This is a genomic window from Aeromonas sp. A600620 (assembly GCF_029479985.1).
Lineage (GTDB): Bacteria > Pseudomonadota > Gammaproteobacteria > Enterobacterales > Aeromonadaceae > Aeromonas > Aeromonas veronii_A.
In genome coordinates this window covers 145,700-165,935 of record NZ_JAAKXB010000003.1, presented here as the reverse complement: position 1 = coordinate 165,935, position 20,236 = coordinate 145,700, and the positions used below count along the sequence as shown (strand labels likewise).

The following is a 20,236-nucleotide window of genomic DNA, read 5'->3' as shown; positions in this document are numbered from 1 at the left end:
GCTCAAGCGGTCAGAAAGATCACACTCGATACCATCAGGTTGCCGTGAGCCAGCTCGCCATTGGGCAGTCGCCCCTGCTCGCCGAAGGTAAAGGGGGTGATAAAAGGGATCTTGCCGAGGCGAGCCTGGCTCTGCTCGACAAATTGGCACAACATATCACCTAGCGCCAAACGACAACCAGCACAAAAGATGATGAGAGCGCCGATAGGCTGCAATTCCACATCGACCCCATACCCTGGCTCGACGCGCATGGCATTGAGGCTGCGCTGCAACAACCCTTCCTGACTGCTGTACATCAACAGCAGACGCTCCCCTTGCACCACATCGGTAAAGAGCCGCAGCCCGCCCTGTTCGGTCACAGCTTCGGGATGGGAGAGTTTGTAATAAGGAATACCATCCAGTGCTCCCACCTGACGGGCCAGCGGGGTGAGCGTGGTCTCCCGCAAAATCGCGCCCACCGGCCAGGGCTGCTCGCGCCCGCACCAGCGGGCATAGACCTCGGCGGCAGGCTGATGATCGATGGTGAGTACCTCCCGCCCGTTGCAGGCGGTGATCTCGCCGCTGAATTCGGCAGGCACATAACCGGAGTGAAACTGAAAAGCGAGCTGGCAATCAGGATAGAGCACCGCCAGACCGATACCATCCTGAGCCACCGCCTCATCCCAACAGAGCTGCCAGTCACCGCTGACACTGCTATCAGCCGCGGATCCACCGACCACCGGCACCGAGGCACCGAGTTCGGCCTCGATACCGGCCAGCAGCCCCTCCTCCTTGCCGGGACTGGCATGAAACAGGATCAACTGGGGCAGCTCGCCCGGTCGACCACAGTCGCTCATGGCTCGGCGCAGCAACTGCCGCACATCCACCCCGTCACCGCTGGCACCGGCCACCCCGAAGGCCCCTTTCTCGTCGTACAGGGCAGCAACTGCCAGCCCATATCCGTCTCGGGCGTGGTGTCCCATCTCGGTCATGACGCCACCGCAAGAGCTGCACCCAAGCAGGCGGGTCGTCGGGAACTGGCGTTTGAGCGCGTCGCGCAGTATCTCCCCTTCATGGGCTTGGGTAAAATAGAGTAACAGCAGGGAGGGGGCCTGATCGGCATGGTGGCGCAGCTGCGCGCAGATATCTTGGGCCGCCAGCGATGAATTCTGGGCGAGGGAGTGAACGGTCAGAAATTTCAACACCATCTCCTTGTTTTATCGAATGTCAGCCTCAAGCAAAAATCATACCTTTATCAAACAATTATCTCGCTTCGCTTGCTAACATAGCGGTCAACTGAGACCAATAACAGGACGCCCATATGTGGCAAAAAAACATCAATGACTTCGATCGGGTCGTTGCCATCGGTGGTGGCCATGGCATGGGACGAGTGCTTTCGTCCCTCTCGTTTCTCGGTCAACGGCTCACCGGCATCGTCGCCACCACAGATGATGGTGGCTCGACCGGACGCCTGCGCAAGAGTCAGGAGTGCATCGCCTGGGGCGATCTGCGCAACTGCCTGAACCAGCTGGTGACCGATCCCAGCATCGGCAGCCTGTTGTTCGAGTACCGCTTCGCCGGCAAAGGCGAGCTGGCGGGCCACAACCTTGGCAACCTGATGCTGCTGGCGCTCGATAATCTCTGTGTCCGTCCTCTTGATGCTATCAAGCTGATCAGTGACATGCTCAAAATCGAGTCACAATTGCTACCCATGTCTGAATTTCCCACCGATCTCTGCGCCCATATGGAGTGTGGCACCCAGATCCTGGGAGAGGTATCCATCGATCAACTGGCAACACCGCCCCTATCCCTCGGCCTGATGCCGGAGGTGCAAGCGACCCGGGAAGCGGTGCTGGCATTGCAGCAGGCGGACATGATCATTCTGGGGCCGGGCAGTTTTCTCACCTCCATCATGCCGCCACTGCTGCTGGCCGAGATCGCCCAGGCCATCAACGAGAGCAGCGCCATGCTGGTTTTCGTCTGCAATCTGGTGGCAGAAAACGGCCCTGCCAGCCAGCTGGATCTGATGAGTCAGTGTCGCTGGCTGGAGTCCCGGGTCGGTCAGGGTCGGCTGGATGCCATCCTGGCCCCACAGGGCGCGAGTGATGCGGGGGACTGGCAAGGGCGTGTGATCGAAGCCGAGCTGGGCGAGCTTGAGCTGCCCCATCGGCACGATCGATTGAAGCTGAAACTGGCGCTGGACCGGATCATCCAGCAACTGCTCAACCAGCGTTAGGCAACGGTCACGGCGCCCCGGCCCCCCTGCATGGCGCCGTTACTGATAATCGGCAAGAAACGCGAGCACCTGAGGCAAGGAGGCCTCCAGCAGTTGCAACTGGCGCTCTGCCTCTGCCACATCGGCCTGCTTGCTGGCCATCTCAAGTGCCATCACCTGCTGATAACTCGGCATGGCGCCATAGCTGCCACAGGATGATTTCATGCTGTGCGCCACCCGAGCCAGCGCCTCCCACTCTCCCTGTTCATAGAGGGGTCTGAGCTGACTCAGCTGCTCGCCCACCTCTTCAATAAAGACTGCGATGACCACGGGCAGCATATCCGGACCGATATCCTCTGCCAGCTGCTGCAACACCTTGCGATCCACCCACTCCATGCGAGGCTCCTCCAGAACGGTATTCAAACAGACCATACTATAGATAGTTTTCGATGTCGTGGCTCACGACCAGGCAGTGATGAAGCACCCGATTGGATGGCTCAGGGAATAAAGTGGCAAAAAATGTGATCAGTATCGAAATAGCGATGCTCAAGCGCCCGTCAAGACAACAACTTGATTGCCACAAATTAACAATTGATCAACACTCAATGCCGTCAGAGTGATGATGCTCAGCAACACCTCTCATCCCTTTTGCCTTTTATGGCTGCTGCGAAGAACCAGGGTAGGTATCTACCCTGGTATTTTTTTATCTTGCCCAAGCGCAACCCGATTGGTCGCCACCCGCTCCCCAAGCCGGAACAGATTGAATTCGCCGGGGGCCATCTTGATCCAGTTCTCATTGCCGGTCAGCGGCCGCGTCGTGACCAGCGTCACCACATCGTTGGGTGTGGTCTCGCTCTGGAAATCGATCACCACCTCCTCATCCAGCAAACTCGCCTCGCCAAATGGCGCGCAGCGAGTCAGCCAGTGCAGGTTGTTGCTGCAGTAGCTCATCACATACTCCCCGTCCGAGAGCAGCATGTTGAACACCCCGAATGCTCTGAGCTCATCACACAAGGTGGCCATATAGCGAAACATGGCGGGAAAGTTTGCAGGACGCTTGGGGTACTTCTGCTCCAACCGGTCGAGCAGCCAGCAGAAGGCGTGTTCGCTGTCGGTATCCCCTACCGGACGGTGGCGACCGGTTGGCAGCTTCTTGTAACCGGTCAGCTGACCGTTGTGGGCGAAGGTCCAGTAACGGCCCCACAGCTCACGGGTAAAGGGGTGGGTATTTTCCAGTGACACGCAGCCACGATTGGCCTGCCGAATGTGGCTGACCACAGCGCAGCTCTTGATGGGCAGCGCCTGTACCAGTCTGGCGATGGGAGATTGGGCGCTGGGCTCGGGATCCTTGAAGGTGCGAAAGCCCTTCCCTTCGTAAAAGGTGATCCCCCAGCCATCCTTGTGGGGCCCGGTCTTGCCGCCGCGCAGCATCAACCCGGTAAAGCTGAAGCAGATATCGGTCGGCACATTGGCACTCATGCCGAGCAGTTCGCACATATCCGGCAGACTCCTTTCATGATTTGGCTTGTGTCATGTTCGACCAGCACGCTGGTTCGACAGACAGCAGGGGAAGGCGCAATCTCTTCCCCTGTGACTGGCAACAACCGGCCGATGGCGAACCATGCTACCGGCGTTGCCCTTGTCTGGTAGTGACAGCCTGATTACTTGGCCATCTCTTTTTCGACCAGCTGGATCAGGATGTGGATCACCTTGATGTGCACTTCCTGAATACGGTCGGCATAGCCAAAGTGCGGCACGCGGATCTCGACATCCGCCAGACCTGCCATCTTGCCGCCATCCTTGCCGGTCAAGGCGATCACTTTCATCCCTTTGGCGCGGGCCGCCTCGATGGCTTTCAGGATATTGCCGGAGTTGCCGCTGGTAGAGATGCCAAGCAACACGTCGCCACGGCGGCCGACCGCTTCTACGTAGCGGGAGAAGACATAGTCATAGCCAAAGTCGTTGGAGACGCAGGAGAGGTGGCTCGGATCGGAGATGGCGATACCGGCATAACCCGGGCGGTTCTCGCGGTAACGACCGGTCAGCTCTTCGGCGAAGTGCATGGCGTCACAGTGGGAGCCACCGTTGCCACAAGAGAGCACCTTGCCCTCTTCTTTGAAAGAGTCAGCCAGCAGTTTGGCGGCCGCTTCGATGTTTTTCAGGTTCTGCTCATCAGCCAGGAAGGCCTGCAGCACGCTGGCAGCTTCGGTCAGTTCATTGCGGATCAATTCTTGGTACATGATGTCTCTTCCACTGTTTTTAGTGTGCGTGTAGATCGCGGCTATTCTCGCACAAGCGAATCGCACAGTCGCCCCCCTGCGAGCCACAGCGCTGGCGGCGCGTGAGCGTTATGGGGATCACAGAGAGAAGGTAATGAAGATGTAAACAGCTTGATAACTTTGTGCGTATGAATTACAACAGGGGCCATATCCAACAGGTCAGACCTCTGGATGAGTTACACCAAGTTGGCACATTTATACACGCAAGGAGCAAGCAATGACGACGACCCTCACTCTGCTCGGGGTGATCCTGGTTATCGGAGCCCTGGCCTATCGCCGGGCATCCCTGTTCATCTCCACCCTGGTCACCGGCGCCGCCCTGGTGCTTGGCGCCATCTATGGTCATGTGCCCTTGCTGGTATGGGCGCTGTTCGCGGTGATCGCCATCCCGCTCAATCTGGTGGAATTTCGCCGCAATCAAATAACCAAGCCGCTGTTCAAGATCTACAAATCGATCATGCCGGAGATGTCCCGCACCGAGAAAGAGGCGATTGAAGCGGGCACCACCTGGTGGGAAGCCGATCTGTTCGCGGGCAACCCGGACTGGAAAAAGCTGCACGCCATCCCGGTCAGCACCCTCTCTGCCGAAGAGCAGGCCTTTATGGATGGTCCGGTCGAGGAAGTGTGCCGCATGGTGAGCGACTGGGAAGTGACCCACGAGCGCGCGGACCTCTCCCCCGAGGTGTGGCAATACCTGAAGGACAACAAGTTCTTCGCCATGATCATCAAGAAGAAATATGGCGGTCTGGAGTTCTCGGCCTACGCCCAGTCATGTGTCCTGCAAAAACTGTGCGGCGCCAGCGCCGTGCTCGCCTCTACCGTCGGCGTACCCAACTCGCTGGGCCCGGGCGAACTGCTGCAGCACTACGGCACCGACGAGCAGAAAGATTACTACCTGCCCCGCCTGGCGGTAGGTAAAGAGATCCCCTGCTTCGCCCTGACCAGCCCGGAGGCAGGTTCGGACGCCGGTTCCATCCCCGATTTTGGCATCGTCTGCAAGGGCGAGTGGGAAGGCAAAGAGGTGCTCGGTATGCGCCTCACCTGGAACAAGCGCTATATCACGCTCGCCCCTATCGCCACCGTCTTGGGTCTCGCCTTCAAACTGCGTGATCCGGAACACCTGCTGGGCGAAGAGGAAGAGCTCGGCATCACCTGCGCGCTAATCCCGACTCACATCAAGGGTGTCGGCATCGGCCGTCGCCACTTCCCGCTCAACGTGCCGTTCCAGAACGGCCCGACCCAGGGCAAGGATGTGTTCGTCCCGCTCGATTTCATCATCGGTGGCCCGGCCATGGCCGGTCAGGGCTGGCGCATGCTGGTCGAGTGTCTGTCGGTCGGTCGCGGCATCACCTTGCCCTCCAACAGCACAGGTGGCGTCAAGATGCTGGCCCTGGCGAGCGGCGCATATAGCCGCATCCGTCGCCAGTTCAAGCTGCCCATCGGCAAGATGGAAGGGATTGAAGAGCCGCTGGCCCGCATCGGCGGCAACGCCTACATCATGGGCGCCGCAGCCAACCTGACCGTGACCGGTATCGACCTTGGCGAGAAGCCCTCGGTCATCTCCGCCATCGTCAAATACCACCTCACCGACCGTGCCCAGAAGTGCATCATCGATGCCATGGACATCCACGGCGGCAAGGCCATCTGCATGGGCCCCAACAACTATCTGGCCCGCGGCTATCAGGGTGCCCCCATCGCCGTGACGGTGGAAGGGGCCAACATCCTGACCCGCAGCATGATCATCTACGGTCAGGGCGCTATCCGCTGCCACCCGTATGTACTGCCGGAGATGCTGGCCGCCAGCCATCCCGACAAGGAGCAGGCGCTGAAAGATTTCGACAAGGCGGTATTCAGCCACGTCGGCTTTGCCATCAGCAACCTGGTACGCAGCTTCTGGCTCGGTATCACCGGCGCCCGCTTTGCCGCGGCCCCTTACAAGGATCAGACCAAGGGCTACTACCAGCAGCTCTCCCGCCTCTCGGCCAACCTGGCGTTCCTGTCAGACATGGCGATGGGCACCCTGGGTGGCGAGCTCAAGCGCAAGGAGCGGGTCTCCGCCCGCCTTGGCGACGTATTGAGCCAGCTTTATCTGGCCTCCAGCGCCCTCAAGCGCTATCAGGACGAGGGACGCCAGCAGGCCGACCTGCCGCTGCTGCACTGGGCACTGCAAGATGCCATGTTCAAAGCACAAGAAGCGATCGACGAGCTGCTGCGCAACTTCCCGAACCGCTGGATTGGCCTTGCCCTGCGCGCCGTGGTATTGCCGCTGGGTCGTGACCTGAACCGTCCGTGCGACAAGCTGGACCAGCAAGTGGCCCGTCTGCTGCAAACCCCGAGCGAGACCCGCAGCCGCCTGGCCAAGGGCCAATACCTGACTCGCGAAGAGGGCAACCCCTTCGGTCTGCTGGAGCAAGCGCTCGATGACGTGCTGGCCGCCGAGCCGCTGTTCGAGAAAGTCTGCAAGAGCGATGGTATCAAGCGTCCCTTCATGGCGCTGGACAAGGTGGCCGACATGGGTCTGGCCGCTGGCGTACTGACCCAGAGCGAAGCCGAGCTGCTGCACCGCGCCGAGGTAAGTCGCCTGCGCACCATCAACGTCGATGATTTTGACCCCATCGATCTGGTGGCCAACAAGAAGCTGTTTGAAGCCTCCGCTTACCATCACGCGGCCTGATAACCAGCTATCGACAACGCCTCCCTTGTGGAGGCGTTTTTTATGGGCGCTCACCACTATTCACGGCCCGAACAGCCACCACTTGCACTCACAGCTCCCCCGACCAGCTGCAGCCCCCGTGTGGTCAGCCGGGAAAAAAGGCACAATAGCCGACAAATCGAATCACCAAGGAAGCCAAGATGACCCTTGAGCACCTGATCCTGTGGCGCCGCGACCTGCACCGCCTGCCGGAAGCCGCCTGGAAAGAGTTTCGCACCACCAGCCTGATTGCCCACCACCTGAGCGAGCTCGGTTATCGCATTGTGCTCGGCGACAAACTGCTGGCCAGCAATCTGATGATGGGGCGTGATGTGGATGTGGCGGCCGAGAAGGCTCGTGCCCGCCGTCAGGGAGCCCATCCCGACTGGCTGGAGCGGATCGGCGATGTCACCGGGCTGATGGGGGAGCTGGATACCGGCCGTCCCGGCCCGACCCTGGCCTTTCGCTTCGATATCGACGCGGTGGAGGTGGAAGAGTCCGATGCCGAACAGCACCAGCCGCAGCAGGAGGGTTTTGCCTCCCACAACAAGGGGTGGATGCACGCCTGCGCCCACGATGGCCACACCGCCATCGGCATGGGGCTGGCCAGCAGCCTGATGGCGATGAAGGAGCAGCTGTGCGGCCGCATCAAGCTCTTCTTCCAGCCCGCCGAAGAGGGGTGCCGCGGTGGCAAGGCGCTGGCCGCCGGGGGGGCACTCGATGACGTGGATGCCCTGCTCTCGCTCCATATCGGTATTCACGCTGGCAGCGGCGAGCTGGTGATCAACCCCACCGAGTTCCTCTGCTCCACCAAGTTCGACGTCCACTTTATGGGCTCCGCCGCCCACGCAGGGCTCGAACCCAACGCTGGCAGCAATGCGCTGGCAGCCGCCTGCATGGCCACCACCGCCATGCTCGGCATTCCCCGCCACCGCGACGGCATGACCCGTATCAACGTCGGCCAGCTCCACGCTGGCAGCGGCCGCAACGTCATCCCCGATCACGCCGAGCTGCGCGGTGAGACCCGCGGCGCCGACAGCACGCTCAACGACTATATGTTCAGTCAGGTACAGCGCATCGTCGAAGGGACTGCCCTCGCCCACGGCGTCACCTACCGCATCATCAAACAGGGCGAGGCTATTGCCCTCGACAACAGCCCGGCACTGCAGGCCGAGCTGGCGGTGCTGGCCCGCAAGCAAGGGCTCGCCACCATCCAGACTCGCCGCTTTGGCGCCAGCGAAGATGCCGGTTTTCTGATGGAGCGGGTGCAAAAGCAGGGGGGCGAAGCGGCTTACCTCATCCTGGGGGCCGATCTGGCGGCGCCGCACCATCACAACGAATTCGATTTCGATGAGCGGGTGATGCAAAGCGGGGTCGAGCTGCTGGCCGCCTGGGCACGCGCACGGCTGGGTGTGGCAGAAGCAGCCCTCTCTTGATATCCCCTCGGCCAGCTCACCGGCTAACGGGATCAAAAAAAGGCGCCTCGGCGCCTTTTTTCTGCAAGAAAAACCTGAGCGCTACTCGCGGAGTTTGCGATGCACATCGGGGCGACCACCGGTCACGCTATCGGCTCGCCCCTCCTCTTTGGCCTTCTCGGCCCGCTTTTTGCGCATCTCGCGGGGATCGGCGATGAGTGGACGGTAGATCTCGATGCGATCGCCGTCGTGCAGCGGCTCGCTCCCTTTCACCGGGCGGCTGTAGATACCGAACTTGTTGACCGACAAGTCAATCTCGGGGTGCTTTTGCACGATGCCGGACTGCTCGATGGCCGCCAGCACGCAAGTCTCGGGCGCCACCCGCAGGGCAATCACCGTCTGCTGCTGCGGCAAGGCATAGACAACCTCGATATTGAGCTGGTCAGACACCGTAGACCTCCTTCGCCCGGTTGGAGAAGGCGGAGACCATGGAGCTCACCAGATCGCGGAATACTTGACCAAATGCCACCTCGATAAGCTTGGAGGTAAACTCGAAATCGAGATCAAACTCCACCTTGCAGGCGTCGACATCGAGCGGGGTAAAGGTCCACCAGCCCGCCAGCTTGCGGAACGGGCCATCCACCAGCTCCATCCTGATCTGGCGGTTCACATCCAGCTGATTGCGGGTGGTAAAGGTCTTGGCAATCCCCGCCTTGGCCACATCGACCGACGCCATCATGTAGTCATCGCCAGCCTCGTGGACACGGCTGCCAACACAGCCGGGCAAAAACTGCGGATAGGCATCCACATCGTTAACCAACTTGAACATCTGTTCTGCACTGAACATCACCAGGGCACTGCGCGTAATTCGGGGCATGGCTTTTCCTCATCCAATCGGCGCGATTTTATCACCATGTTTGGGGTTGTGGAGGTAAAACCTCAGCCAAACCGCTCAGAAAGCCACCACTTGACCTGCTGCGCGTTTTACAGCCGCCCCTGCCTACGTATAATACGAGCCTCCTAGTCATTGCCGGAAATCGCCCGTCATGAGCAAAAAAAACAGTAAAAACAAAGCCGGGTCCAGCACCATTGCACTCAACAGAACCGCGCGCCACGAATACTTCATCGAAGAGAAGATCGAAGCGGGTCTGTCCCTGCAAGGGTGGGAAGTCAAATCCCTGCGGGCGGGCAAGGCCAACATCAGCGAAGCCTATGTCATCTTCCGCGATGGCGAGGCCTATCTGTTCGGCTCCAGCTTCCTGCCACTGCAAGCGGCCTCCAGCCACGTGGTATGTGACCCGACCCGCACCCGCAAACTGCTGCTGAGCCGTCGTGAACTCGACAAGCTCGAAAGCCTGATCGCCCGTCAGGGCTACACCATAGTTCCCCTCGCCCTCTACTGGAAACAGTGCTGGGTCAAAGTCGAGATCGGCCTGGTGAAGGGCAAGAAAGAGCACGACAAGCGCGAAGATACCAAGGCCCGCGAGTGGGATCGGGAAAAAGCCCGCATCATGAAGAACAAGCATCGCGGCTAACCCGCTACTGGCAGGATCTGGACGCCAGTTCACCTTCCCCCGGCGCAGCTGGCTCTTCAGGCTCAGCTGCGTACAATAAATCGGCAAACAGACTTGCGGCCAGAGGGAATGGGTATCAACGCCTTGCTATGACAGCATTTTTGCGTACAATCGCAATTAACAACTTGGGGCTGATTCTGGATTCGACAAGATTCACGAAACCCAAGGTGCATGCCGAGGTGCGGTAGGCCTCGTTAATAAACCGCAAAAAAATAGTCGCAAACGACGAAAACTACGCACTAGCAGCTTAATAACCTGCATAGAGCCCTTCTACCCTAGCTTGCCTGTGTCCTAGGGAATCGGAAGGTCATCCTTCACAGGATCGTGTGGAAGTCCTGCTCGGGGCGGAAGCATTAAAACCAATCGAGCTAGTCAATTCGTGGCGTGTCTCTCCGCAGCGGGTTGGCGAATGTAAAGAGTGACTAAGCATGTAGTGCCAAGGATGTAGTAATTTTGGACGGGGGTTCAAATCCCCCCAGCTCCACCACCTGCTAAAGCCCTGATTCGTCAGGGCTTTTTCTTTATGGCTGGTCAGGGAGTGACACACTGAGGTGTCACATATGCTCTATCCCGGTCTCATCAAAAACCACTGTGGTGTCTACTGCTACCGCCTGATCTTCCCCCCGGCCCTCCGCCAGTACGGAGCTCCTCGTGAGACCCGTTTCTCACTCGGCACAAAAAATCGCGCTAAAACGGGAGAATTGTGGATCCATGCTTTCAAAATTGGCAGGCTCCTACTTGTAGTGGTCAACTAAATCCGGACACTTGGTTAGGCCATTCTTCGGCTTTTGCTGGCGGTATCCCGTCATTGTGGTGATGTGGACGCCGCCAGTTGTAGTAATCCATCAGGTAATAACTGATATCTCGTTTCGCCTCTCGCAAGCTCATATATCCCATAGCCGGGAGCCACTCTGACTTCAGGCTTCTGAACAGTCGCTCCATCGGGGCGTTATCCCAGCAGTTTCCACGACGACTCATGCTCTGGGTTATGCGATAACGCCACAGTCGTTGCCGAAATGCCCGGCTGCCATATTGGCTGCCCTGGTCGGAGTGAAATAGCACACCGGATGGGCAACCCCGCTACTGATAGGCCATCTCCAGTGCTTTGATTGCCAATTCTGCATCAGGTTTATCAGACATCGCCCAGCCCACGACCCGCCGGGTGTACAGGTCAAGCACCGCTGCCAGGTAATACCAACGACCACCTGCCCAGACGTAGGTGATATCACCACACCTGATTGGGTTGCTGGACATCAAATTCGCGGGCCAGCAGATTGGGAATGCCCGGTCGTTCAGACCGAGCGACCTGATAGCGATGAGCGCCCGGTTGCTTGGATACCAGACCGGCTTCCTTCATCAGGTTACGTACTTTGAATCGACCAATCTGATACCCCAACTCCCGCATCATCGACATCAAGGCACGGCTGCCTGCCGAGTTCCGGCTCACTTTGAACAAACGGCGCAACTCAGAGCGATGCTGCATGCGCTCACGGTTAATCGTCCGCCTGCGAGCCAGATAGTCGTAAAAACAGGATGTTGGAACATCGAAAGCGCAGCAGACCAGGGTGATGGGGGCTTGCTCCCTTAATCGGTCTATCAGCGCGTACGTGTGAAGTCGTCCGACATCAAGAGAGCAGTAGCTTTTTTAGAATGACCTTTTCACGTTCGAGTCGGTTGATACGGGCTTCCAGCTCCTGGATTTTCTGCTGCTCAGGAGTTAGCGCTTTGCTGATTGGGGTTGTGCCACTGCGTTCGGATTGAAGCTGCTGAACCCAGCGACGGAGCACGGTTTCACCGACGTCCAGTGAACGGCTGGCTTCGGGGACTGAATATCCCTGGTCGAGCACCAGGGATGCGGCTTCGAGTTTGAATGCGGCAGTAAATGAGCGACGTAATCTTGTCATTGAACACCTCAGGTCATGGTGGCGACTGTACCACCTAAAATGGTGTCCGGGATAATTAGACCACTACACCCTTATGCGCTCGATACTCCCACTATTCCTACTATGAAGCCGTGAAAGATGAAGTAATCCGGTGATAGAGAAGAGGTACTTTACCCCTCACGCCTCTCAAGACATGCAGCCCCCATCTGATTACTATCCCTATAGCCAGTATGCTCATGGGGTTGTATTGACTCTTGCAGAGGGGGCCATTTGTCATATTTTCTGTGAGATTTTTTCAAGCCTCATTGCATATATAAGAAGACCTCCCTTACCCCCTGCTCCCCTCCATGCAATTTTCCCCCATAATCGAACAGACCTATCCTATCCCCCCTCGATTCTTTTATTTTCCTCTGGTGTTCTCTCTTGCGTACAAGACAAGTTAGCCGCCCGTCATGGGCAGCCTATACACTGTGAAGTGTTGGGCATGGTGTTGGGCAAATGCGCTAAAGAGCTAGCTTTACCAAGAAGCCAACCCTTTGTTTTATATGGTGCCGATAAGGGGAATCGAACTCCTGACCTTCGCATTACGAATGCGCTGCTCTACCAACTGAGCTATACCGGCTTGTTGCTCTCCACATTCATAAAAAATGACCGGCAAGTCAATTGAGCCAACTCGATTTTATGAGTTGGCTCATGGTGTTAGAGCCCGATTTACAGATCGGCAAACTCGGGGATATGGGCACGGCCGCGGCTTTCGAGAAATTCGAGCAGGGCGCGGGGGGAGCGCACCAGGATCCGCTCTTGCGGGAAGCCCGCTTCGGTCACCAGACGGTGGCAATGGTCAAAATCGCCGAGGCTGAAGGCGACGTGGGAATCGGAGCCGAAGGTGAGGTAGGCCCCCAGATCTCGCGCGGCTTCAACGATGGCACGGCAGTTACCTTCGCTACCCGGGCGTGAGTGAATGAAGGAGGAGTTGTTGATCTCCAGCGCCACCCGATAGTCCGCAGCCGCCTTGACCACCGCCTGAATGTCGATGGGAAATGAGGGGTTGCCCGGATGGCTGATCATATCGACCCGGCCACTCTTGATGGCGTTGATCATCGCCTGGGTGTGGGTTGCCTGATCGCAGGGAGGGAATACCTGCTCATGAAAACCCGCCATGATCATGTCGAGGCGCGACTCATAGCGCTCGGGAAAATCGATCTCCCCGTCGAGGTTTTTGATGTTGGCCTCGATACCCCGCAAGATCCCTACCCCTTCCACCACTCTTGGCAATATCGGCAAGTTGGCAAAATGCCAGACATGAGGGGCATCGGCCATCTCGGGGCCGTGATCCGTGGTGGCGAACAGCTTGATCCCTTTAGCTCTGGCGATGGGCAGATAGTCGTGGATGGTGCTGTAGGCGTGGGTGCTGGCAATGGTGTGAGTGTGGGTATCGACCGGGTACTTCATCTTCTCTCCCCTCATATTTTGAAAGGGCAGCATAGCAAAGAGCGGCAGCTTGGGCCACGCCAGAGCTTGCCACACTTTGTCACAAAATACCGCGAAGCTGACATAGTCTGAGGGGCTCTGGCTGGCATACTGCCCCCGTCGATACATGCCTGAACTCGCATCGACAGTTTGCCGTCAGGATGACGCGAACTCACTTTCCCCACCGTCGCGCCCTGCGGCGGTTTTTTTTGCCTGCAAGCCGCAAACCGGTAACAAACGCGCAAAAAAAGGCCCAACTAGCATGGTGCAGGTTGGGCGAGACTTAATGTTTAATTGCAGTGGCATAGATATAGAGTCCTGCTTTTTGACTAAGTTCCGCCCACTTTGCTTTTTTCATCGAAAAACATTCCGCTAACACTCATTCACATTCTCTTGACACCTCACGTTATGAAACGTACTTTTTAAACATTCGTTTAAGTGAGGTGTCCAGTGAGTAAAATCGATACCAAAAACCGTATTCTCGACGCCGCTGAAGTGCTGTTTGCCGAGCGGGGATTCGCCGATACCTCTTTGCGTCTGATCACCAGCGAGGCCGACGTCAATCTGGCATCGGTGAACTACCACTTCGGCTCCAAGAAGGTGCTGATCCAGGCGGTGCTCGATCGCTATCTGAGCCTGTTCATGCCCGAGCTGGATGCACGCCTGCATACCCTGATGGCGCAGGAGCAGCTGACCCTGCTGCAGGTGTTCGAGAGCTTCGTCGACCCGCTGATGAAGCTGGTGGCGGTGCGCACCAACGGCCCGGCCATCTTCATGCAGCTGCTGGGTCGCGGCTACATCGACAGCCAGGGCCACCTGCGCCGCTTTATCACCGCCCACTATGGCCCCATTTTGCAGCGGATCACCCAGGCCATCTCCAAGGCCAATCCGGCCCTGTCGCCCGCGGATCTCTTCTGGCGCCTGCACTTCACCCTGGGCACCGTCGTATTCACCATGGCCTCTGCCGATGCCCTGCGCGACATCGCCCTGGCCGACTTTGGCCAGCAGCTCGATGTGGAAGGGCTGGTGCGCAACGTTATTCCTTATCTGGCGTCCGGAGTCGGGGCGCCCGTGGAGTCGACCAGGCTCTCCCTGGCCGTGTAACAACCAACAATAAATCAACGGAAACAGTGAAATAGAAGGAACTTCGGTATGATCACATTGCTTGTCCTGCTGGTGCTGGCGATAGCCGTTGTGCTCGGCGTACCCTCCATCCGTAAAAAGGTGGTAACCCGTCCGGTATTCGGCATCTTCAAAAAAATATTGCCGCCCTTGTCAGCTACCGAGCGGGAGGCCATGGAAGCCGGCTCCGTCTGGTGGGATGGCGAGTTGTTTCGCGGCAACCCCGACTGGAAAAAACTGCACGGTTACGGCAAGGCCGAGCTGACCGCAGAGGAGCAGGCCTTTATCGACAATCAGGTCGAAACCCTGCTCGCCATGGTCGATGACTTCAAGATCGTCAACGAAACCAAAGACCTGCCGGAACCGGTGTGGGACTATCTGAAGAAGGAAGGCTTCTTCTCCCTGATCATCCCGAAATCCTATGGCGGCCGCGAGTTCTCGGCGATAGCCAACTCCACCATCGTCACCCGCATTGCCACCAAGAGCCTGAGCGTGGCGGTCACCGTCATGGTGCCGAACTCCCTCGGCCCGGGTGAGCTGCTGATGCACTACGGCACCCAGGCCCAGAAAGATTTCTGGCTACCGGGGCTAGCCAACGGCAAGGAAGTGCCCTGCTTCGCCCTGACCGGGCCGGAGGCGGGCTCCGATGCAGGTGCCATTCCTGACAAGGGAATCGTCTGCAAAGGGATGCACAAGGGTGAAGAGGTGCTGGGTATTCGCCTCAACTGGAACAAGCGCTACATCACCCTGGCGCCGCGCGCTACCGTGCTGGGGCTGGCGTTCAAACTCTATGACCCGGAAAAACTGCTGGGTGACAAGGAAGAGCTCGGCATCACCTGCGCCCTAATCCCCACCAGCCACCCCGGCGTGCGCGTCGGCGATCGCCACTACCCTATGGGTCTGGCGTTCATGAACGGCCCGACCTTCGGCAAGGATGTGTTCATTCCGCTCGACTGGATCATCGGCGGCCCGGATTACGCCGGTCGCGGCTGGCGTATGCTGGTCGAATGCCTCTCCGCCGGTCGCGGCATCTCGCTGCCTGCTCTGGGCACCGCCTGTGGTCACATGGCGAGCCGCACCGTGGGCGCCTACTCCTATGTGCGCAAGCAGTTCGGCATGTCCATCGGCAAGTTTGAAGGGGTGCAAGAGGCGCTGGCCCGTATCGGCGGCCTCACCTATCAGCTGGAAGGAGCCCGTCGCATGACCGCCGGTTCCCTGGACCTGGGTCAGGCACCGGCCATCGTCACCGCGATCTCCAAGTACCACATGACCGAGATGGCACGCCAGATCATGGATGACTCCATGGACATCCACGCCGGTCGAGCCATCCAGCTGGGCCCGAAAAACTACACCGGCTACGCCTACATGGGTATTCCGGTCGCCATCACGGTGGAAGGGGCCAACATCCTGACCCGCAACCTGATGATCTTCGGGCAAGGGGCTACCCGCTGCCACCCGTACGTGTTTGCCGAGCTGGAAGCGGCAGCCGATACCGACGTGGAACGCGGTCTCGAGAAGTTTGACGCCCTGCTGATGAAGCACATCGCCTTCGGCGCCGGCAACTTCTTCGGCTCCCTGTTCCAGGGGCTGACTCTGGGCCAGTTCAACAGCGCGCCGGTAGCTGGCGAAACCGCCCGCTACTACAAGCAGCTCTCCCGCATGAGTAAAGGGCTGGCCCTGTGCGCCGACGTCTCCATGCTGATGCTGGGTGGCGATCTCAAGCGCAAGGAGATGATCTCCGCCCGTCTGGGGGACGTGCTGAGCCACCTCTATCTGGCCTCCGCCACCCTCAAGCATTACGAGGATCAGGGCCGCATGGTCTCCGATCTACCGTTCGTGCAGTACGCGGTGGAGCGCAACCTCTACCTGATTGGCAAGGCGTTCGAGGGCTTCTTCCAGAACTTCCCGAACAAGGTGGCGGGTGCCGTACTCAAGCGCGTGGTGTTCCCGTTCGGCGTCGGTTACAAGATGCCGGCCGACGATCGCTGCCACGCCATCTGTCTGGCCATGATGAAGCCGGGCGAGTTCCGCGACCGTCTGACGGCGCTGTGCTACGTCGGCAAAGACGAGGCGGATCCGGTCGGCCTGATGGAGCGCGCCTTCCAGGCCATGGTCGCTGTGCAGCCCTACGAGAAGAAGCTGGTGCAGGCCCAGAAAGAGGGCAAACTGCCCCGCAAACTGGCGCTGCCGGAGCTGGTTGCCGCTGCGCTGGCAGGTTCCATCCTGAGCAAGGACGAAGCGGACAAGCTGCTGGCCGCCGATGCCCTGCGCTACGAAGCGATCCAGGTAGACAACTTCGCTCCGGGCGAGCTGGAAGGCTTCTCCCAGCAACCAAGCAAGCAGCCAAACAAGGTCGAGCACGCCGCCTGATCCCTTGGCAAACCAGTACCAAACCGGCCCTCGTGGCCGGTTTTTTGTTTGTTAACCATGCATTTACAAGCTAGGAGAATTCCAGTTAAATGCTTGAGTCCCTGTTGCAGGGGCTTTGGAAGCAAGGCCAGCGGAATGGCCGATAACAACAACTCAGGAAGAGTGAATGAACCTCGCCAAAACGGCGATCGAACGCCCCATCTGGGTGGCGGTCTCGATCGTGCTTATTTTCCTGCTGGGCCTGCTCAGTATCCGGGGACTGCCGATCCAGCTGTTCCCCGACATCGACCGTCCACACCTCAACATCTCAGTGAGCTGGCGTTCAGCCTCGCCCCAGGAGATGGAGTCGGAGATCACCGACCCCATCGAACAGGAGATGCAGGGGGTGCAAGGGCTCAAGAGCCTTGTCAGCAACAGCTATCCCGGCTTTACCGAAATCGACATGGAGTTTGCCCTCGGCACAGACATGCAACGGGCCCAACTCGACGTGATTTCGCGACTGAACCGGGTCTCGGGATTGCCGGACAAGATCGGCGGCCCCTACGTCAACAACTATAGCAGCAACGATACCCTCACCTTCTTCTTCATCCAGCAACTGCCCGGCGCCAAAGGGGTGATCGATGATCATCAGGCGTTGATCGAGGCGCGGGTCAAACCCGAGCTGGAACGCATCGAAGGGGTCTCGACGGTCGCAGTCGAGGGGATCAATGAGCGTCAGATCCAGATCCGCTTCGACCCCTATCGCGCCGCCGAGCTGGGGGTGGAGATCCCGGTGCTGGCCAGCCGCGCCACCACCGGCTGGGACGTGTCGGCCGGTACCCTCGACATCGGTCGCTGGGAGTACAAGCTGCGCTTCGCCGGTCGTTACGATGTCGAGACGCTGGGGGACAAGGTGGTGGACTGGCGCAATGGCCTGCCCATCTATCTGCGGGATGTGGCGGAGGTAAGGGTGGCCAGGGAAGAGAACCCGGTGCTGCGGATCCAGAACGGCAATACCGCCATCGCCGCCCAGATCTTCAAGGAGAGCGGCGCCAATGCCCTGGCCTCCCTTGAGGCGATCAAGGCCCGGGTGAACGAGCTCAACCGCGAGGTGCTGGAGCCGGTCGGGCTGCACATGGAGCAGTCATTCGATGCCTCCCTCTACATTAATCGCGCCGTCAGCATGGTCACTGCCAACCTGGGGCTCGGGGTGCTGCTCTCCTGCACCATCCTCTGGCTCTTCCTGCGCCAGCTCAAGGCGACCCTGATGATTGCCCTCGCCATCCCCATCAGCATCATGCTCACCTTCTGCCTGCTCAAGGTGATGGATCGCACCCTCAACATCATCTCGCTGGCAGGCATCGCCTTTGCCGTCGGCATGGTGCTCGACGCCGCCATCGTGGTGCTGGAGAGTATCTACCGGCGCCACGAGCGGGGGGATTTGAGCAAGGCGGAGGCGGCGCTCGAAGGTACCCGTCAGGTGTGGACGGCGCTGGTGGCATCCACCCTCACCACGGTCGCCATCTTCCTGCCGGTGCTGCTGCTCAACGATGTGGAGGGCCAACTGTTTGCCGATCTGGCGCTGACCATCGCCTGCGCCGTAACGGTCTCCATGCTGGTCGCCGTCATCGTGCTGCCTGCGGTGGCGGCGCGCTGGATGGGACATGAAACACTGACCGACCCCTATGCGTCGCTGTGGCAGCGCACCACCCGTCATGTGATCCGCTGGACCTCGACCTCACGCCAACGCTGGACGGTCATCACCCTGATGATGAGTCTGCCGGCACTGGCCACCTGGGCGCTGCTGCCCAAGATGGACTATCTGCCGGACGTGAAACGGGACGCGGTGGATGTCTGGATGAACTTCACCCCCGGGGTCAACCTCAAGGCCCAGCGCGAAGAGGTGATCGATACCCTGATCGCCCGCCTCGCCCCCTACATGAAGGGGGAGAAAGAGCCTGCCCTCAAGAACTACTACATCTTGCGCTACCCGGGGGGCGCCCAGATTGGCGTGCGCCCCAAAGACGAAAACCGCATCAAGGAGCTGGAGAGCCTGTTGATGAAACAGCTGCTGGTGGGTATTCCCGACACACGGGTGTTCGGCGGTCAGGGGTCGCTGTTTGGCGGCTTTGACAGCGAGAACGGCGTCTCCCTGCTGCTGCAGGGGGGTAACCTGCCCGAGCTCTATCAGGCGGCCCGTGCCAGCATGGGGATCCTCAGCAAGGACCTGCCGGGAGCACAGATCCGGCCCGAACCGAGTCTCGACTTCACCGCCCCCGAGCTCAAACTGGTGCCGCAAGATCGGCGCCTCGCCGAAGTGGGCTGGGATCGCACACCCCTGCCCACCATCATCCAGACCTTTGGCGACGGCTTGCGGGTCGGCGAGTATTTCGATGGCGAGGATCGGCTCGACATCATGCTGATGGGGCAGAGCTCCGCCAATCCGGACGAGCTGAAGGCAGTGCCGCTGGCCACCCCCTCCGGGCGCATCGTTCCCCTTGGCGAGCTGTTGCGGGTGGAGCACGACATGGGCCCGGCCAGCATCTTCCGGGACGATGGGCGGCGCAGCATCAGCCTGCAGATAGCGCCCCCGGCGGGCATGACCATGGAGCAGGTGATCGACACCCTGAAAAACCGCAGTTTTGCCGCCATCCGTCCCCTGCTGCCCGCCGGTGGCGAGCTGCGCATTGCCGGCAATGCCGACAGCCTGCAACAGGCGCTCGACAATCTGGGGACCATCTTCCTGTTTGCCGTGGTGATCCTGCTGGTGCTGCTGTGGGGAGTGTTTGCCTCCCTCAAGGATGCCCTGCTGGTGCTGCTCACCCTGCCCCTTGCCTCAGTTGGCGGCGTGCTGGCACTGCAACTGAGCGGGCTGCTGGTGCCGCTGCCGATGGATCTGCTCACCATCATCGGCTTTGTCATCCTGCTGGGACTGGTGGTCAACAACGCCATCCTGCTGGTGCATCAGACCCGCACCGCCGAGCGGGACGGCATGAGCCGCCAGCTGGCGGTGGCCGATGCCCTGCAAAGCCGGATGCGTCCCATCGCCATGACCAGTCTCACCAGCATCTTCGGCATGCTGCCGCTGATGCTGAGCCCGAGCGAGGGGAGCGAAATTTACCGCGGGCTCGCCACCGTCATTGTCGGCGGCATGAGCTGCAGCACCCTGTTTACCCTGATCCTGTTGCCTGCCTTCCTGCGTCTCGGGGAGCAGGTGGCGATCCCACAACCCCTGCGCCAGCGGGCCTGAGCAAGGAG

At 59.5% G+C, this 20,236-nt stretch carries 14 protein-coding genes, 1 tRNA gene, 1 other RNA gene and 1 pseudogene; 8 read left to right on the top strand and 9 right to left on the bottom strand.

From position 1 onward, the window contains the following. Positions 1 to 2 precede the first annotated feature (2 nt). Positions 3 to 1,187: an FIST signal transduction protein gene (locus tag G5533_RS05775; RefSeq protein WP_421255014.1), complete on the bottom strand. Its 1,185-nt coding sequence runs from the start codon at positions 1,185 to 1,187 to the stop codon at positions 3 to 5. Between the two features lie 113 nt (positions 1,188 to 1,300). Between G5533_RS05775 and G5533_RS05770 the strand changes: the two genes are divergently transcribed. Next, on the top strand, positions 1,301 to 2,215 hold the full coding sequence (locus G5533_RS05770) for a gluconeogenesis factor YvcK family protein (RefSeq protein WP_040065206.1): 915 nt from the start codon (positions 1,301 to 1,303) through the stop codon (positions 2,213 to 2,215). Between the two features lie 39 nt (positions 2,216 to 2,254). On the opposite strand, the gene G5533_RS05765 is transcribed toward G5533_RS05770, so the two are convergent. The 3 genes from G5533_RS05765 to lpcA all read right to left on the bottom strand — a co-directional run bounded on the left by G5533_RS05765 (position 2,255) and on the right by lpcA (position 4,434). Continuing rightward, entirely contained in the window at positions 2,255 to 2,590 is a 336-nt protein-coding gene (locus G5533_RS05765) for an Hpt domain-containing protein (protein ID WP_005353511.1), read from the bottom strand. Positions 2,591 to 2,881: 291 nt separating this feature from the next. Next, positions 2,882 to 3,691, bottom strand: a complete 810-nt coding sequence (locus tag G5533_RS05760; protein WP_421172031.1) for a class II glutamine amidotransferase — start codon at positions 3,689 to 3,691, stop codon at positions 2,882 to 2,884. A 164-nt stretch (positions 3,692 to 3,855) separates the two neighbouring features. Beyond that, positions 3,856 to 4,434 (bottom strand): D-sedoheptulose 7-phosphate isomerase, encoded by a 579-nt coding sequence (gene lpcA, locus G5533_RS05755; RefSeq protein WP_005334485.1) that lies wholly within the window; start codon positions 4,432 to 4,434, stop codon positions 3,856 to 3,858. Between the two features lie 256 nt (positions 4,435 to 4,690). Between lpcA and fadE the strand changes: the two genes are divergently transcribed. Both fadE and G5533_RS05745 read left to right on the top strand, forming a co-directional pair. Further along, positions 4,691 to 7,147 carry an acyl-CoA dehydrogenase FadE gene (fadE, locus tag G5533_RS05750; protein WP_216961742.1) on the top strand — a complete coding sequence of 819 codons (2,457 nt, stop codon included), beginning with the start codon at positions 4,691 to 4,693 and terminating at the stop codon, positions 7,145 to 7,147. 179 nt (positions 7,148 to 7,326) lie between these two features. Further along, on the top strand, positions 7,327 to 8,601 hold the full coding sequence (locus G5533_RS05745; RefSeq protein WP_216951740.1) for an amidohydrolase: 1,275 nt from the start codon (positions 7,327 to 7,329) through the stop codon (positions 8,599 to 8,601). Positions 8,602 to 8,682: 81 nt separating this feature from the next. Here G5533_RS05745 and G5533_RS05740 read toward each other — a convergent pair whose 3' ends face one another. Both G5533_RS05740 and G5533_RS05735 read right to left on the bottom strand, forming a co-directional pair. Further along, on the bottom strand, positions 8,683 to 9,030 hold the full coding sequence (locus tag G5533_RS05740) for an RnfH family protein (RefSeq protein WP_058059898.1): 348 nt from the start codon (positions 9,028 to 9,030) through the stop codon (positions 8,683 to 8,685). Beyond that, positions 9,023 to 9,457, bottom strand: coding sequence for an SRPBCC family protein (locus tag G5533_RS05735; protein ID WP_005334496.1), 435 nt, complete (start codon positions 9,455 to 9,457; stop codon positions 9,023 to 9,025). Before G5533_RS05735 ends, G5533_RS05740 begins: the two co-directional genes overlap by 8 nt. Before the next feature lie 169 nt (positions 9,458 to 9,626). Between G5533_RS05735 and smpB the strand changes: the two genes are divergently transcribed. Together smpB and ssrA are read left to right on the top strand one after the other, a co-directional pair. Continuing rightward, positions 9,627 to 10,115, top strand: a complete 489-nt coding sequence (gene smpB, locus G5533_RS05730) for an SsrA-binding protein SmpB (protein WP_005334498.1) — start codon at positions 9,627 to 9,629, stop codon at positions 10,113 to 10,115. A 166-nt stretch (positions 10,116 to 10,281) separates the two neighbouring features. Further along, positions 10,282 to 10,641, top strand: a transfer-messenger RNA (tmRNA) gene (gene ssrA / locus G5533_RS05725). A 260-nt stretch (positions 10,642 to 10,901) separates the two neighbouring features. Here ssrA and G5533_RS05720 read toward each other — a convergent pair. The 3 genes and pseudogenes from G5533_RS05720 to G5533_RS05710 all read right to left on the bottom strand — a co-directional run bounded on the left by G5533_RS05720 (position 10,902) and on the right by G5533_RS05710 (position 13,489). Next, positions 10,902 to 12,058: pseudogene (locus tag G5533_RS05720) on the bottom strand (IS3 family transposase). Positions 12,059 to 12,583: 525 nt separating this feature from the next. Next, positions 12,584 to 12,659, bottom strand: a tRNA-Thr gene (locus G5533_RS05715). A gap of 89 nt (positions 12,660 to 12,748) precedes the next feature. Then, entirely contained in the window at positions 12,749 to 13,489 is a 741-nt protein-coding gene (locus G5533_RS05710) for a phosphatase (protein ID WP_441254595.1), read from the bottom strand. Positions 13,490 to 13,957: 468 nt separating this feature from the next. On the opposite strand from G5533_RS05710, the gene G5533_RS05705 reads away from it, so the two are divergent. The 3 genes from G5533_RS05705 to G5533_RS05695 all read left to right on the top strand — a co-directional run bounded on the left by G5533_RS05705 (position 13,958) and on the right by G5533_RS05695 (position 20,228). Beyond that, positions 13,958 to 14,611, top strand: a complete 654-nt coding sequence (locus G5533_RS05705) for a TetR/AcrR family transcriptional regulator (protein WP_441254594.1) — start codon at positions 13,958 to 13,960, stop codon at positions 14,609 to 14,611. Positions 14,612 to 14,659: 48 nt separating this feature from the next. Next, a complete protein-coding gene (locus G5533_RS05700; RefSeq protein WP_266134031.1) occupies positions 14,660 to 16,999 on the top strand; it encodes an acyl-CoA dehydrogenase in 2,340 nt (779 codons plus the stop codon). A gap of 166 nt (positions 17,000 to 17,165) precedes the next feature. Beyond that, a complete protein-coding gene (locus tag G5533_RS05695; protein ID WP_441254593.1) occupies positions 17,166 to 20,228 on the top strand; it encodes an efflux RND transporter permease subunit in 3,063 nt (1,020 codons plus the stop codon). Positions 20,229 to 20,236: the final 8 nt, after the last annotated feature.